15 protein-coding genes are annotated in these 15,615 nt (G+C 56.4%); 7 read left to right on the top strand and 8 right to left on the bottom strand.

Annotated elements, in window-relative coordinates; genetic code table 11:
* The first annotated feature begins 64 nt into the window (after positions 1 to 64).
* The gene (locus MHI24_RS10835; protein WP_340025643.1) at positions 65 to 1,765 is read left to right on the top strand and encodes an alpha amylase N-terminal ig-like domain-containing protein; all 1,701 of its coding nucleotides are present in this window, start codon (positions 65 to 67) and stop codon (positions 1,763 to 1,765) included.
* 125 nt (positions 1,766 to 1,890) lie between these two features.
* Here MHI24_RS10835 and MHI24_RS10830 read toward each other — a convergent pair whose 3' ends face one another.
* Positions 1,891 to 2,994, bottom strand: a complete 1,104-nt coding sequence (locus MHI24_RS10830; RefSeq protein ID WP_340025642.1) for a M23 family metallopeptidase — start codon at positions 2,992 to 2,994, stop codon at positions 1,891 to 1,893.
* 225 nt (positions 2,995 to 3,219) lie between these two features.
* Between MHI24_RS10830 and lipA the strand changes: the two genes are divergently transcribed.
* Together lipA and MHI24_RS10820 are read left to right on the top strand one after the other, a co-directional pair.
* Positions 3,220 to 4,128, top strand: coding sequence for a lipoyl synthase (gene lipA, locus MHI24_RS10825; RefSeq protein WP_340025641.1), 909 nt, complete (start codon positions 3,220 to 3,222; stop codon positions 4,126 to 4,128).
* Between the two features lie 55 nt (positions 4,129 to 4,183).
* A complete protein-coding gene (locus tag MHI24_RS10820; protein WP_340025640.1) occupies positions 4,184 to 4,882 on the top strand; it encodes a YutD-like domain-containing protein in 699 nt (232 codons plus the stop codon).
* 484 nt (positions 4,883 to 5,366) lie between these two features.
* On the opposite strand, the gene MHI24_RS10815 is transcribed toward MHI24_RS10820, so the two are convergent.
* The 4 genes from MHI24_RS10815 to ylbJ all read right to left on the bottom strand — a co-directional run bounded on the left by MHI24_RS10815 (position 5,367) and on the right by ylbJ (position 10,388).
* Entirely contained in the window at positions 5,367 to 6,815 is a 1,449-nt protein-coding gene (locus MHI24_RS10815; RefSeq protein ID WP_340025639.1) for a S41 family peptidase, read from the bottom strand.
* Between the two features lie 39 nt (positions 6,816 to 6,854).
* Complete coding sequence (locus tag MHI24_RS10810; RefSeq protein WP_340025638.1) at positions 6,855 to 8,027, bottom strand: copper amine oxidase N-terminal domain-containing protein; 1,173 nt, start codon at positions 8,025 to 8,027, stop codon at positions 6,855 to 6,857.
* Positions 8,028 to 8,237: 210 nt separating this feature from the next.
* Positions 8,238 to 9,035 carry an NAD kinase gene (locus MHI24_RS10805; RefSeq protein ID WP_340025637.1) on the bottom strand — a complete coding sequence of 266 codons (798 nt, stop codon included), beginning with the start codon at positions 9,033 to 9,035 and terminating at the stop codon, positions 8,238 to 8,240.
* A gap of 99 nt (positions 9,036 to 9,134) precedes the next feature.
* Positions 9,135 to 10,388 (bottom strand): sporulation integral membrane protein YlbJ, encoded by a 1,254-nt coding sequence (ylbJ, locus tag MHI24_RS10800; RefSeq protein WP_340025636.1) that lies wholly within the window; start codon positions 10,386 to 10,388, stop codon positions 9,135 to 9,137.
* 496 nt (positions 10,389 to 10,884) lie between these two features.
* On the opposite strand from ylbJ, the gene MHI24_RS10795 reads away from it, so the two are divergent.
* On the top strand, positions 10,885 to 11,268 hold the full coding sequence (locus tag MHI24_RS10795) for a globin (RefSeq protein WP_340025635.1): 384 nt from the start codon (positions 10,885 to 10,887) through the stop codon (positions 11,266 to 11,268).
* A gap of 28 nt (positions 11,269 to 11,296) precedes the next feature.
* Entirely contained in the window at positions 11,297 to 12,001 is a 705-nt protein-coding gene (locus MHI24_RS10790) for a DUF2225 domain-containing protein (protein ID WP_340025634.1), read from the top strand.
* A 78-nt stretch (positions 12,002 to 12,079) separates the two neighbouring features.
* On the opposite strand, the gene MHI24_RS10785 is transcribed toward MHI24_RS10790, so the two are convergent.
* A complete protein-coding gene (locus tag MHI24_RS10785) occupies positions 12,080 to 12,310 on the bottom strand; it encodes a hypothetical protein (protein WP_340025633.1) in 231 nt (76 codons plus the stop codon).
* Complete coding sequence (locus MHI24_RS10780; RefSeq protein ID WP_340025632.1) at positions 12,307 to 12,492, bottom strand: YycC family protein; 186 nt, start codon at positions 12,490 to 12,492, stop codon at positions 12,307 to 12,309. The genes MHI24_RS10785 and MHI24_RS10780 overlap by 4 nt, the downstream gene beginning before the upstream one ends.
* Before the next feature lie 105 nt (positions 12,493 to 12,597).
* Between MHI24_RS10780 and MHI24_RS10775 the strand changes: the two genes are divergently transcribed.
* Together MHI24_RS10775 and MHI24_RS10770 are read left to right on the top strand one after the other, a co-directional pair.
* Positions 12,598 to 14,397, top strand: coding sequence for a M3 family oligoendopeptidase (locus MHI24_RS10775; RefSeq protein WP_340025631.1), 1,800 nt, complete (start codon positions 12,598 to 12,600; stop codon positions 14,395 to 14,397).
* A 368-nt stretch (positions 14,398 to 14,765) separates the two neighbouring features.
* Positions 14,766 to 15,176 (top strand): O-methyltransferase, encoded by a 411-nt coding sequence (locus MHI24_RS10770; protein ID WP_340025630.1) that lies wholly within the window; start codon positions 14,766 to 14,768, stop codon positions 15,174 to 15,176.
* Positions 15,177 to 15,299: 123 nt separating this feature from the next.
* Here the strand turns inward: MHI24_RS10770 and MHI24_RS10765 are convergent, their stop codons facing one another.
* The gene (locus tag MHI24_RS10765) at positions 15,300 to 15,530 is read right to left on the bottom strand and encodes an alpha/beta-type small acid-soluble spore protein (RefSeq protein ID WP_238653684.1); all 231 of its coding nucleotides are present in this window, start codon (positions 15,528 to 15,530) and stop codon (positions 15,300 to 15,302) included.
* Positions 15,531 to 15,615: the final 85 nt, after the last annotated feature.

Here is a 15,615-nt window from a genome sequence, read left to right as displayed (position 1 = left end):
TACCTGTCATAATAACACAGTTGCAGAGACTGCTCTATGCTGCTTCCAAAGGAGACCCGACAGTATGACTACACGTTTGTTTGCTTACCACGCGGCGGAGGACCCTTTCGCCTTCCCCGCAGGCCCCCGGATACTGAAGCTCCGGTTATTTGTCCAGAGCGGACAGTCCTTGTCCTGCACGGTGGTCCACGCGGACCGCTATGATTCGCCCGGCCGTGAGCTTCCGCAGGAGATGGAGCGGACCGGCTGCGCCGGCGCTTATGACGTTTATGAAGCCCTCATTCCTGTGGAGTCCGGGAAATGCCGGTATCTGTTCCATATTGAAAATCCCTCAGGTGAATATGTATGGTACGGCGAACGGGGAAGCTCAGAGAACAGGGAACAGGCGGGGGCATTCCAATATGCCTATCTCCACCGTACGCAGGCCATTGACCTGCCTGCCTGGAGTGCTGACGCCGTGGTCTATCAGATTTATCCCGAGAGCTACAACCGGGGCACGCTGCAGGGCATCATCGATAAGCTGCCCTACCTTCAGCAGCTTGGCGTTACCGCAATTTATATGACACCTATCTTCGAATCACCCTCCGGGCATAAATATAATACGACCGATTATTATAAGGTGGACCCCGGCTTCGGTACGCTTGACGATCTGAAGCTGCTGGTCGGGACAGCGCACCGGCTGGGGATCAGAGTCCTGCTCGATGCGGTATTCAATCATTCCGGCGACACCTTCTTTGCCTTCCGGGATGTACTGGAGCAGGGAGAAGCCTCGCCTTATAAAGACTGGTTCTTCATCCATTCCTATCCGGTAAGCACCGCGCCGGTTCCCAGCTACGAGACCTTCGCCAAGGCGGAAGCATCCATGCCCAAGCTGAATATGGATCATCCCGAGGTGGCTGATTATATGCTGGAGGTCGCCAAATATTGGGTGCGCGAGGCGGGAATTGACGGCTGGAGACTGGATGTCGCCAATGAGGTGAACCCGGCCTTCTGGACCCGGTTCCGGCACGAGCTGAAGGGTGAATTCCCGCATCTGCTGCTGATCGGCGAGATCATGCACGCTTCCGGGCCATGGCTCCGTGGCGACCAGTTTGACGGGGGGATGAACTATGTGCTGCGGGATGCGGTGCTGGAGTTTTTTGCCGCGCAGACAGCAGGACCGGTCCGCTTCATGGAGCAGCTGCTGCACCAGGAGGCACTGTACAATGATCAGGCGAACTCCGCCATGTTCCAGCTGCTTGGCAGCCATGATACGCTGCGTTTCCTGACCGCCTGCAAGGAAGGAGGGCGGGGCTGGGACCGTGAAGCCACGGCCATGGCCCGGATGAGGCTGGCCGTCTTTTTCCAGATGACGTATATAGGGATACCTATGATTTATTACGGGGATGAAGTCGGCATGGAGGGCGCCACCGACCCGCATTGCCGCAAGCCGATGCTCTGGAATGAAGAGGAACAGCATACCGGACTTCAGGAATGGTACCGGCGGCTGATCACGCTGAGACAGGAATATGAGGTGCTGCGCCGGGGCGTATTCCGTCCCTGGTTCACGGATGAAGCGCGGAATGTCCTGGGGTATATCCGGCGCAGCAATGATGAGAGCATTGGCCTGATTATTAATAATTCCCCGAATGCGTACCAGCTGGAGCTGTCCAATTTCCGCTCCTGCTCCAATGTGCTGGTGGACCTGCTGACCGGACGGAATATCCGCTCGGAGGGACGGATACTGGTGGAAGTGGAGCCCTTTGGCTGTCTGATGCTGGTGTAGGCTGCGGTCCGGTTATTTAAAAATATAAGAATGTATATGTTTCACATTGTACATTATCCTTCTTTTTCTTGCCGAAACGGTACCGTCCTTTAAAAGGACGGCAAAGCCGTTTCCACTTGTGCGGATTACTTTTTCTTGTTGGACCGCAGCTGCCGGAATTCCTGGTTCTCCCACTGCTTGAGCAGCGGGTAGGGATCGAAGGCCCATTCCGTGATTCCCCGGTCGCGGTAGATGCCATAGTGCAGATGGGGCGGGAATTTGCCCTGGGTACCGGGATTGCCGTAGCCGGAGCTGCCGACCCAGCCGATGGTCTGGCCCGGAACTACAATGTCCCCCCGCTGCAGAGACTTCTCAAAGCCTGTCAGATGGGCATAGTAGTGGTAGCGGTTCTCGATGTCACGGATACCGATCCGCCATCCGCCATAACGGTTCCAGCCCTTGGTCTCCACTACCCCGTAGCAGGTGCTGCGGACGGTCAGGCCATGCGGCGCGAACAGATCGGTGCCTTCATGGATGCGCACGCCGCCCCAGCCCCGGGCGGTTCCCCAGGTGCTGCGGTAGGCATAGTTGGTGCCGATCGGCAGCGGGAAGGCGCTGCCTGCCAGGTCCAGGCGTCCGAAATGCTCATATAGCTTCGAGAACTGGGCTATCCGCTGGGCGGCCCGCCCGTTATGGTAATATTCCCAGACCGCGATACTGAAGTCGCTGGGGGAATTTCCGTACTTCAGCAGATGTCTGGCCATGCTGTACAGCACATCGGCGTCATTCCCGGGGTCAGCGAGGCCGTCTCCTGATCCGTCCCATCCGAAGCCGCCGAAGAAGCGGATTGAATCCTGCTGCTGATCCTCCTGGTTGGGATTGAGCGGACCGGCCCATACTGGAGCGGGGATATGAATCCCGGTAAGCCTGGCCTTGGCGGCCGCAGAATCTGCTTCTGCGGCCGGCGGGCTTTTTTTGATTCTGCCGATGGTCCGTTCATATTGATCGATGGCTGCGAACCGGAACCAGGGAATTCCGGTGGCGGCGCTCATCTGCTCATACAGCTCCATGCGGGCTGCAGCCGCAGCGTCTTTCGGGACGGGGGCCGCCGCAGGAGCTTTAACATTCGGCGCTGCCGAAGAACGGGCAGCCCCGGCGTTACCGGCAGGACTGCTGCTCCAGAGCAAGGCAGCGGCAGATATGCAGAGCAGTGTTCTGCGGGTGTAGGAATTCGTTAATAAGGCCAGCATGATCTCAACCTCCTGCGTACGTTTGGGCGTATTCATCATCGTTCTGCTTGCGAAGACGGCACCTTGCCGGGTGCTTTTCTATAGATTGAAGCAAACGCGCCATTTTTATCCCCCGGGCCGGAAGGTTCACAAAAACAGGCAATTGCCTACTCCACATGCTATAATATGAGGCAGCAAACTTTTGACAATGAAACAGAACTTCAGTGAAAGCGGGGTCTCATCACTTTGACTAATCGAACAGCCAAACAGCCCAAGCCAGACTGGATCAAAATCAAGTTAACCACCGGTGAAGAGTATCAGGAAATCAAGGGCATGATGCGGTCCAAGACGCTGCATACCGTATGTGAGGAAGCGCGCTGCCCGAATATTTACGAATGCTGGGCCAGCCGTACAGCAACCTTCATGATTCTGGGGGATATTTGTACCCGTGCGTGCCGGTTCTGCGCCGTTAATACAGGCCTGCCAACCGAGCTTGACCTGCAGGAGCCGGAACGTGTCGCCGAAGCGGCGGAAGGGATGCAGCTGAAGCATTGCGTGGTGACCAGTGTGGCCCGCGATGATCTGAAGGATGGGGGAGCGTCGATTTTTGCCGGAACGGTTGCCGCCATCCGTAAGCGCCTTCCGCTGTGCAGCATCGAGGTGCTGATCCCGGATTTCCTGGGTGACCGCGAGAGCCTGGCGATTGTAATGGAGAGCCGTCCGGATATTCTCAACCACAATATTGAGACGGTGGAGCGGATGTCGGACCGTGTGCGGGCGAGAGCCAAGTACCGCCGTTCCCTGGAGCTGCTGCGCCGGGCTAAGGAGATGAAGCCGGAGATTCCGACGAAATCGAGCATCATGCTTGGTGTCGGTGAGGAATGGGACGAGATTCTTCAGGCGATGGATGACCTTAGAGCTGTAGATTGTGATATATTGACATTAGGGCAATATCTCCAGCCTTCCCCGAAGCATCTGAATGTGGAGAAGTATTATCCGCCCGAGGAATTCGCGAAGCTGAAGGAAGAGGGCCTGAAGCGCGGCTTCAGCCATGTGGAGGCCGGTCCGCTGGTGCGCAGCTCGTATCGTGCCCATGAGCAGGTGAAGTCGGCCGCTGTGGCCCGCGAGGCGCGTTCTCTGCAGCAGGCAGAGTAGGCCTTAAGGCTTAACTTCCCGGAGTACTTTATTTTGAAAGGCAGGCGACACACGCTTGATCGTTATAGGTGGAAAAGGTTACGAGCTGATGCTCGATCATAAGGACGGCTGGAATCCCGAGGCATTCCGCGGAAGATACAGCGAGGTGCTGGACCGCTACGATTATATCGTTGGCGACTGGGGCTACAGCCAGCTGCGCCTCAAGGGCTTTTATCGTGATAATCACCCCAAGGTCAGCCGCGATACGGCGATCTCCGGCATGGTGGATTATATTAACGAATACTGCAACTTCGGCTGCGCGTATTTCGTGCTGCATAAGCTGAAGGAAGCGCCGCAGGAGGGAAGCTACAAGGATGTGCTGACCAAGGAGGTCCCGGAGCGCGGAGCTGACGAAGAACTGGAGCAGGCCGCTGCGCCGGTGGTGCAGGTGAAGGAGCTCCGGGAACCGCAGTCCAAAGGGGCTGGCCGGGACAGAGATACGGCAGGCGGCTCCGGCCGTGAGTCCGCAACGAGAGAGCGGCCGGTGCGTGAGCATCAGAGCCGCAATCACCGCAACAAGGACGGCCAGGGCAAGAAGAACCACAAAGAGTTCCAGGGCCGGGGCCAGAGCGGCGGCAATCAGGGCAATTCTAACTCACGGCAGAACCGGGAGAACCATCCCGGCAGAGGCGGCAGGCAGGATAACCCGAATAACCAGAACGCACAGGATAACAAGAAGCAGGAGCATCAGGGTAAGAACAATAATCAGGGATAAGCCTGGGTATAAAAAAAGGGCGGTCCAAGCTGTTATGGCTTGGGACCGTCCTTTTTGAAAATATAAGAATGTATATGTTTCACACCATAACTTATCCTTATATTTCTCGCTGAAACGATACCGTCCTTACAAAGGACGGCATAGCCGTTTCCACTTGTTGCGCTAAATGTATGCGAATGTATGCGGAAAACCGATCACATTCGGCGCTGCGTGGGCACATGGGTCCAATGTAATCGAAAAACCGATCACATTCGGCGTGGCGTGGGCGCGTGGCCCAAATGTAATCGAAAAACCGATTACATTCGGCGCTGTGCGGGCACATGGGTCCAATGTAACCGAAAAACCGATCACATTCGGCGTGGCGTGGGCGCGTGGGCCAAATGTAATCGAAAAACCGATCACATTCGGCGCGGCATGGGCGCGTGGGCCGTGCGTGGCCCGTTCGACCACCGCCCTACCGCCGAAGCCCCACTTGCTTAGCCGTTTATTTTACCGACAACTTCACTTGCTTCTGTGCCCCGTCATAGCTCCACACCAGCTGCGGGAACTTCTTCTTGAAGGCGTTCAGCTCGATGAAGGTCTCGCCGTCCTGGTACAGCGCATCCTTGGAAGCCAGCGAGAACCCGGCTACGGTGCCGGCTCCTGCGGTGAGCAGCACCTTCTTGTTCTTGGCATCCCAGGAGACCTCGTTCTCCACCAGGGCAGACAGCACGCGGGAGGCGGCATACACCTTATCTCCCTGCTTGATCAGTCCGACATTCCCGGCAAAAGCGGAGCCGTTGATATCAAGAATATGATGGTCACCCGAGAGGGTGATGCTGGTCATGCCGGCAATCTGCAGGGCGGTGATCAGCTGGGCGGTTTTGCCCTTAACCTCGATGTCAGGCGCCAGCCCGATATGGTTGAAGTCCTCTTTGTTCGGAGTCAGATACTTCATCGTGGTCAGCTTCAGCTCGCCGCCATCCGACATCGGAATCAGACTCTGAATCCGCGCCTTGCCGTATGAGCGTGTGCCGACAATGGTTGCCAGCTTGTTGTCACGCAGGGCACCGGTCAGGGCTTCGGAGGCGCTGGCGGTATATTCATTGGTCAGGACGACCACCGGAACGCCGATTTTGCTCCCGTTAGTGATCGTTACAGGCTTCAAGGCGCCGGTCTGATCGGAGGTATACATCATAATCCCGGCATCCATGAACTTGGAGACAATATTCTGGGCACTGTCCATATAACCGCCCGTATTGTCACGCAGATCCAGCACCAGAGATTTCATACCCGCGGAACGCATCTTATCCAGCGCTGCGGAGAATTCCTCGTCGGCGGTCTGCGTGAAGCCGTTGATGGCGATATAGGCGATTTTGGGGCCGATGATTTTGCTCGTTACCGAGGTGGTGGCGATTTCGCTGCGGGTGATGGTATAGGACTTGTTAGCCCCGTTGCGCTGGATCAGCAGGGACACCTTGGTGCCCGCTTGGCCGCTCAGCTCATCGCCTTCCAGATCGGCCACCCGTACCCCGTTGATCTTGAGGATAGAGTCGCCGCGCTTCAGCCCGGCCTTCTCGGCCGGTGAGCCGCTCATCACCTCTTCGATGTAGAGCTCTTTGGCCGTTGACATGAGCCGGACGCCGATACCGACATATTCAAGGTCCACCTGATGGCCGAAGGCCGCGGCCTCCTCACGGTCGAAATATTGGCTGTACGGATCATCCAGCGTGTTCACCATACCGTCAATAGCACCGCGAATCAGCGTATTCTGGTCAACGCCCTCCACATTGTAATACTCAAGATATTGCATAATTTCATTGATGATATCGGTTTTGGAGGCTTCCGCTTTGGTTGCTTCGGACGCTTCCGCCGCTGAAGCGGCAGGAGCCCAGGCGATGGATAAGGCCATACAGCCGCTGAGGACTGCGCTGATGATTTTGGCTGATTTCATGTGTCACAACATCCTTTAGATGAAATTTGAGGTTCGGGCTTACTCCGAATCGAAGCTGATATGATACGTATCATCGATGGTCCAGGACCCGCTGCCGGACTGGGACAACAGGAAGATCAGGGACTGGTTGTAGGTCTCCTCCGACTCACTGTCGCTGATGGTGACCTCAGTATAGACTGCCGCTTCGCCGGATGCATAGTAGTAGATATTCGCGGAAGCCAGGGAATAGCCAAGGCCGTAGTTTGCAAAAAAGTCCTCCAGCTCTTCCTTGCTGGCCGTATCATATTCCTCGCCAAAAGAGGTCATCACGGCCATAGTGCCTGCCACATTCTTGGCGGTCATGTTCTGGTAGTACGCGCTCACCGTATTCTTAATCGCTGCGGCATCATTCTGGGGAGCCTCCACCGGCTTCATCCCTTGCTCGCGGGTTAGAAGGACCGTGGAATCCTGCAGCTCCATGCTGGAGATTCTCCAGTTGCCGTTCTTGTACACCAGCGTGTACAAATACTCATACTGCTCGTCCGGGGCATAGCGTCCGCCGGTCCGTACGGATCGTTCCACCGTGTGAACGGTAGCTGAATTGCCGGTAAGACTAAGGATCTTCAGGCTGTCGATCGTATTGCGTAGATCATACAGCTCGAACTGGGACTTCATATGGGCTACTGCTTCCGCAGTGTCCGGTTCATCGGTGAGCGAATAGAAGCTCTGTGCCTGTTCTTCATTGTAGTACTTGTTGGATAAATGGATGAGTGCCTGGACCTCCTGCTCCATCGCGGATGAGGACTGCGGCACGGTAATCTTCACGCTCCGGCTGGAGGCTTCCCAGACCGCTGTACCTCCGGTGGCTTCCGCAATGAAACGTAGCGGTATGTAAGTCGTACCGGCTGAGGAGACCGGTGCAACCGTAAGCTGCTTGACGGTTCCGTTGATGCTGGCACGCTTGCTGCCAACCTTCAGGCGGATATTCAGATCAGGGCCGGTGCCGGTGACCGTACCCGTCTGGGCCTCCCACAGCACCTTAAGCCCGAGCCTCTCAAAAATCGCCCGGAACGGCACAAGCACCGTATTGTTCTTCAGATAGGGAGCTCCGGCTGCAAAGGTGAGGCTGCTGCCGTTAATATAGACTTGAATGGGCTTGTCTGCTGCAAAAGCCGGAACGGCCAACACCAGGGCCAGCAGGCTGATGCCCAGCAGGGACAACAATTTCTTCAATAGATTCTCTCCTTCATCAATTAGCAAACTTTGTAAAATAGAATCATTATACCACCTGAAATTTCACTCTGTCCATTCATTCTGTAAGGTATCCGCAGAACCGGCTGCGGCCGCATAAGAAAGCCGGAGAAGCAGGGCATCTCCGGCTATAGCCTCAGTAAGAATTGAAGCCCGGCCCGGACGGGAGAGCCGCTTCCTTCTTAGGCAGCGTCAGACCAGAAAGGCCTCACGGACACGGTTCCAGAAGGGGAAGGGTCGGTAGCGGGCGAAGCTGATTTTCTTGGTGGAGACCTGGGCGCGTACCGAGATCAGATCATCCACAGGAATATTATTATGGTCAATGGTCAGCAGCAGCCGCTGGTCCTTGCGCGAGAAGATGTCGCAGTGATGATGCTTCGGCAGCAGCAGCGGAGAGCCCATCGTCCGGAATACCCGGTTGTTGATCGAGGCAATTTCGGCAATCTGCAGCGCTTCGATCGAAGGGTGCACCATAGCGCCGCCCAGACTTTTGTTGTAGGCGGTGCTGCCGGAAGGGGTGGAGACACACAGCCCGTCCCCGCGGAACATCTCGAAGGTAACATCGTTGATATCCACCTGAATGACGACAGTTCCGTCTACGCCCTTCAGGGTGAACTCATTCAGCGCAATATGGGAGCTTGAGCCGGACTGCTTGTGGATCTCCAGTTCCAGCAGCGGATACTTCACGATTCGCGGCTGGTGCGGGCCTACTTCACCGCACATATAATCAATCAGCTTCGGCAGCTCTTCGGCCTGCCAGTCCGCATAGAAGCCCAAATGGCCGGTATGCACGCCGACAAAAGCCAGGTTCGGGATCTGGTCGATAAACGTGTGGAAGGCGTGCAGCATTGTGCCGTCACCGCCGATCGAGATCACGATTTCGGGAGACTTGGCATCCAGCTCCAGATTCCGGCCGGCCGCCAGCTTGTGAAATTGCTCCGCCAGTTGAATGGACAATTCATCTCCGCGGTCCAGAACATAGTATCTCAAGATGTACAGGCTCCTTTAACAATTCAGTCATACACCGATCATAATCAATCTTGGCCCGGAACACAATATCAGCGGACGATTCCGGGCGGTGCAGATGAATTACCGGCGGACCAGCAGACGCCGCAGCCTGCCGAGCGTGAGGATCAGGCCGGACAGAACCAGCAGAATAGCCAGCAGCAGGCCGAAGAGGCGAAGGCTGCTGATCCAGGCGGTCTGCGGCGCGGCCAGCCCGTAGGCGGCAGGAAGCGCGCTCCAGGCGGCGAGGCCGGAGCCGGTGACAGGCTTCCACAGCAGCAGCAGCAGGCCTGTAGCGAGCAGGGCATGAACGAGCCGGGCGAGCATGAACGGAATATACCGCAGGCCGGTGCCGTTCAGAATACTGGCGACCTGGGCATGGACGGATAATCCGCCCCAGGAGAGAATGAACGCTGCGGCTGCGGCCTTGAACTGCAGGGGGATGCCTCCGGCCGCTTCCCCGGCCGACCGCGCGCCGAGGGTGACCTCGAACAGCCCGCTGACCAGGGCGGCAGAGAGTTCCTGCGGGAAGCCGGCCAGCGAGAGCAGCCCGCCGGTCATGCTGAACAGCGCGGACATGACACCGGCTTGGGCGAGCAGCTCCATCAGTACATTGAAGAAGACAACCAGGCCGCCGACCACAATAATAAGCTGGAGGGAGGAGGCAACGGCGCTCTTCAGCAGCTCTCCCAGCGTCCTGCCGTCACTGCGGCGGGCTTCGGCCATCGCATTCAGCGCCGTGCGCAGCCTTCCGTGACCAGGCCCCCCGGTGGGAGCAGAAGCAGCTGGAAGAGTGGCATCCCCGTCCGGGTCCCCTGACCCGCTCCGTCCATGGAAGGCCATCAGCAAGCCGACAATCAGCCCGCTTCCGTAGTGGGCCAGGGCAAGCACCAGCCCCAGCGAAGCATCATGAAAGAAGCCGACCGATACCGCGCCCAGCAGAAAAATCGGGTCCGAAGAAGTCGTGAAGGCAACAAGCCGCTCGCCCTCCACGCGGCTGATCATGTTCTGCTCGCGCAGCTTGGCGGTTAATTTGGCGCCGACGGGGTATCCTGATACATATCCCATGGCAGCGACGAACCCGCCGCTGCCGGGTATATTGAAGAGCGGACGCATCAGCGGATCTAGCAGCGCGCCGAAGAGATGGACTATGCCGAAGCCCAGCATTATTTCTGAAATGACGAAGAACGGAAACAGCGAGGGGAACAGCACGTCCCACCAGACGGCAAGCCCGCGCAGCGCCGCATCCAGCGAGCCCATGGGGTGAATCAGCATCAGCATCATACAGCCGGCCACTACGCCCCCCAGCAGCAGACCGGCATGTTTGTTCAGAATCATCGGTTGTCGCCTCCAGTTCTTATGCTTAGATGTATGCCGGAAGCTGGACAAACAGCACAAAAAAACGTGGAAAACGGTTACATTTACCGGTGCTTTTTCATTGAAATTATGATAATATAAACTTAATCAATGCACATTGTTTTGCGAAGATTTTGAGGGATGGAGTGATGGTGATGAGTGTAGTTGCCGGAGTTCTCGTTTGTGCTTTTGTATATGTGATCCGGGTCTCTCTTGTCCCGCCTGGTGATGAAGAATTTAGAACCTACTGAATAGCTCAAGAGCGCTGAACTCCGGTTCGGCGCCTTTTTTTTAGAATTTATATGTTTTGGGGTCCCCGCAAAGTACCTGAGTCACCACCTACGCTAAAGCCTCACTTTGTGGGGTTATTTTGTTTCGCGATGCGGGTCTTTAGGCAGGGATAACCGTAAGGCGCATTTTTTGTTATAATGATTAACGACCGCTGGTTAGTTTAATATGGAAGAAGGCGAAGCCTCCAATGAATCCGAATGCAAGCCTGTATGACAATCTGGGAGGTGCTGAGGGAGTCCATCGCCTGGTTACTGTGTTCTACGCCAAGGTGCAGCTTCACCCCCAGCTCGGCCCGTTATTCCCGGAAGATATTACTCCAGTGCTGGAGAAGCAATATCAGTTCCTGAGCCAGTTCTTCGGCGGCCCTGCACTCTATTCGGAGCAGCACGGCCATCCGATGATGCGGGCCAGGCATATGCATGTGCCGATTACGCCTGAGAGGGCGGATGATTGGCTCGGCTGTATGAAGGAAGCGCTCGAAGAGACCGGGGTGGATGAGCCCCTGCGCTCGTTCGTGCTCAGCCGGCTGGCGGGTCCTGCACATCATTTTGTCAATATGCCCCAAGAATAAGCGTTGTTGTGAAAGGATGAGGGCACCCGTGCCGGAATTAATCCCGCTCTACTCAATTAAGGTTACCTGCTGTAACTGTGAACAGGAATTCTCCACCTCAAGAGTCCGTCCCAGCCTCAAAAAAGCCATCCGCCGCGATGCGGACTTCTGCTCCTATTACAAGGCGGAGAATCCCGATTACTATGTCGTCCGGGTCTGCCCCAAATGCGGCTTCGCCTCCACGGAGAATTCGGCGGACAAGCTGGCGGACTGGCAGCGCAAGTCCTTCGAGGCCCAGGTCGGCAGACGCTGGCAGCCCCGCGACTTCGGGGAAAAGCGCAACTGGGAGGAGGCTCTGGAGACCTATAAGCTCGCCCTGATCTGTGCCCAGAGCATCAATGACAAGGAGCGGATTATCGCCAGCCTGCTCCATCATATTGCCTGGCTGTACCGGTATCAGGGGAATACGGTGCAGGAGCAGCGGTTCCTCCGCTATTCCCTGGATGAATACGTGAAGGTGTTCGAGAATGATTCGTCCGGCGGCAATGATGCCCGCCTGATGTATCTGATCGGGGAATTGAACCGGCGGATCGGCGAATTCCCTGCTGCGGTGCGCTGGTTCTCCCGGGTGGTCAACGACCAGCGGATTGTAGACGCGGCGATGATCCGCGCTTCCCGCGAGCAGTGGGCGATTCTGCGGGAGCAGATGCGCGGGGAGGATACTGATCCGGACGGGCTGCATTCCGTTACATAGGCAGCAGGAAGAGGCGCAGAAGAGTTCATCTCCTGTGCCTCTACCCAGTATAGGGACCGGCGGGCCGGCTGCCTTGAATCAGCGGACCGCCCGGTCGAACAGCAGATAGTCATTGTCGTTGTCGACGACGGTAGGGCTGGCGCTGCAGCAGGGGAAGACCAGCAGCTTTTTTTTGCCCTCACGCACGCTCTGAAGCTCCTTCGGCCGCATCGGCAGCAGGACGTTCTCCCGGCCGCAGAACGGGCAATACTGGACGTACATATCCCCAAGAATGATCTCATAAGGCCAGGTGTGGCTGAAAGGAATCATTGCTGCTCCTGCCCGCCCGGGGAGCTGCTGCCTTCGTCCGGCTCGCTGGCTGTCTTCTTGGATAGTTCAGCAATCTTTTGCAGCAAAATATGCTGGGGCATATGCATCAGGTGCTCCAGCGGAACGCCGAGTTGCTTCGATAAGGTAACCGCCGTCTCCGGCGAGATTTGCAGTGGCTTCACAGGAAGGCCCTCCTTGCTGTTGGTGGAGTATTGAACTTCACTTTACCATGGCAGCACCGCAAACACAAAAGAAAACCAATATAAGCAAAGGAATGGTGAGCATATATGAAACAACCGTTATCGCTGACATGGGAGCTGGATTCGATTTTTGCGGGAGGCTCCGCCTCGCAGCAGTTCGAGAGCTTCCTGAGCCAGCTTGCGTCCGATATTGAGAAGCTGCGCGGACAGGTGGCTGCGGCAGCCGCCCCTGCGGATGTGGACGGGACCCGGCAGCTGGACAGCGTGATTGAGCTGCTGCAGAGCTGTGCGGGACGCCTTACACAAGCAGCGGAGTTCACCGGCTGTCTGGGTGCCCAGAATCAGCTCGACAAGGGGGCGGTCCGGCTGTCGTCCAAGGTGATGGGGCTGCGTGCAGGCTTTGAGGGCATCAGCTCTGCCTTCGACAACGTGCTGCGGGAGACACCGGATGACGTATGGGCCGGATGGATGGCCCGTCCGGAGATTGCGCAGCTCAGCTTCGTCCTCGGCGAGAGCCGGGATCAGGCCCGGGAGAAGATGAGCCCGGAGCTGGAGAGCCTGGCGCTTGAGCTGGCTGTCGACGGCTACCATGGCTGGAGCGAGCATTACGAGACGATTGTCGGCGAGATCAAGATTCCTTTTGAAGATGAAGAAGGCCAGAAGCTGCTGTCCGCCGGGCAGGCCTTTAACAAGCTCTCCGATGAGGACCCTGAGGTCCGCCGCACGATGTTCCGCAAATGGGAAGAGGCCTGGGGCGGTGCCGCTGACTATTGCGCAGACACCCTGAACCATCTGGCCGGCTTCCGCCTGAAGCTGTACAAGGGCCGGGGCTGGGAGGATGTGCTGAAGGAGCCGCTCAGCATCAACCGGATGTCGCGCGAGACGCTTGATGTCATGTGGGATGTGATTACGAAGAATAAGCCGGCGCTGGTATCCTACCTGAAGCGCAAGGCGGAGCTGCTGGGCCTGGAATCGCTCGCCTGGGCTGATGTTGAAGCCCCTGTCGGCAAGTCCTCCGGCAAAATCCCTTACGATCAGGCAGCAGCCGACATCGTGACCCAGTTCCGCAAATTCAGTCCGAAGCTGGCGGATTTCGCCGAACATGCCTTCGACAATAACTGGATTGAGGTCGAAGACCGTCCGGCCAAGCGTCCAGGTGGCTTCTGTGTATCGTTCCCGGAGAGCAAGGAATCGCGCATCTTCATGACTTACAGCGGCACTCCGTCCAATGTGTCCACGCTTGCGCATGAGCTGGGCCACGCCTATCACTCCTTCCTGCTGGACGATCAGCCGTACTTCAACCAGAATTATGCGATGAATGTGGCCGAGACGGCTTCGACGTTCGCGGAGGTCATTGTCGCCGATGCGCAGGTGAAATCGGCAGACAGCGCCGAAGAGAAGCTGGCTCTGCTGGAAGCGAAGATCCAGAACAGCGTGGCCTTCTTCATGAATATTCATGCCCGCTTCCTGTTCGAGACCCGCTTCTACGAGCAGCGCAAGGCCGGGCTGGTCAGCAGCGAGGAGCTGTCCCGTCTGATGGTGGAAGCACAGAAGGAGGCCTTCTGCGGGGTTCTCTCGGAGTACCACCCGCATTTCTGGGCCTCCAAGCTGCATTTCTATATCACGGATGTGCCGTTCTATAACTTCCCGTACACCGTCGGGTATATGTTCAGCACCGGCTTGTACCGGCTTGCTCTGCAGGAAGGCGCCTCCTTTGCCGATAAATATGACAGCCTGCTGCAGGATACCGGGGTCATGACGCTGGAGCAGCTGGTGTCGAAGCATCTGGGTGTTGATCTGACACTGCCTGATTTCTGGCAGGGGGCAGCCGACCTGATTACAGCCGATATTAATGAGTTCCTGAAGATGACGGAACAGCACGCTTAAGAATTTGTCGAAAATAAGGCGGATCGGTCAGCTCACCGTCTGCTTAATAGACAAAAAATATGTGTTAATGCGCAAAGACCCCGGAAAAGGGGTCTTTTAATGTTGTATTTTTGTCGAAATAGGACGATTAAAGTTTGGATTTTGCCGATAGGTTTAAGAAAATTGCGCATTTATAGGGATTATAACCCAATTATGTTGAATAATGTTGTGCATGCTTAATTAGTATCCTATAATGAGCCTAAAGCCTTATATAAGCGCTGCTAAGCTGATCTTCTGCCCACAAAAATTAAGCAACTGCTTAGGACAGCAAGTTTTGTGAGAAGCAGAGCCTGTAGGCTGCATCACCCACAAGACGTTTTTAGGAGGAAATGGTTGTGAAGACGGAACATTTATCGCTGGCGAGACAGATCGATCTCGTGTTTCACGAGCTGCAGGAGGAATTGTCAGGACTGAATTCAGGGACCGTATTTGTACAGATCAGGAACAATATCATCGGCAAATTCGGCATCCGCCATCATCCGCTTGCCGGACGCAGCGGCAGCTTCTCCGCAGAGCAGGGAGGGCTGACCCCGGTGCAGCAATCCTCTTTCCGGGTTATGGCTCTGGAGAGCCTGAAGTACAAGAAAAGGTGGACCCACGGCGAGATCAGCTACGAATTTGCCGTCCGCCAGGGGATGATCGTGGTGGACGCCACGCTGGAATCCAATTACAACATGGCCAATCTGCTGATCCGCAGCCCGCGCAGCAGGGGGGATGTCTCCGGCCAGTCCATCGGGTAATTACTATGCCGATTCCTACATAGACAAAAGCCCCCCTGCGCTTCGACGAGAAGCGCGGGAGGGCTGTGAAGCTGCTCGGTTTATGCCTCGCGGCTTAACCGGATCTTAAAGATAAGACTGCTACTACGAACGACCGGAGAGCTGCTGCTCTGCCAGTTGTACCAGACGTTTGGTGATATATCCTCCCAAAGAACCAGTTTCGCGGGAAGTATAGTTACCATAATAACCGTCTGCCGGAATCGTTACTCCAAGCTCTTGAGCTGCTTCATATTTCAGCTGCTGCAGCGCTGCATTTGCCTGAGGAACGACCAGGTTGTTGGAACGGCTACCACGACCTTGTTGACCTTGACCCATACCCATGTGTGTTCACCTCCTTCGCCCGTTGTGAAGATAGTATGAGCGCTGGGAGAGAAATTCATGCACGGGTTTTGAAGGTTTA

It is taken from the genome of Paenibacillus sp. FSL K6-1096 (assembly GCF_037977055.1).
Lineage (GTDB): Bacteria > Bacillota > Bacilli > Paenibacillales > Paenibacillaceae > Paenibacillus_AQ.
Note: the sequence above shows the minus strand (reverse complement) of the source record. Positions and strands in the feature narration are given on the sequence as shown.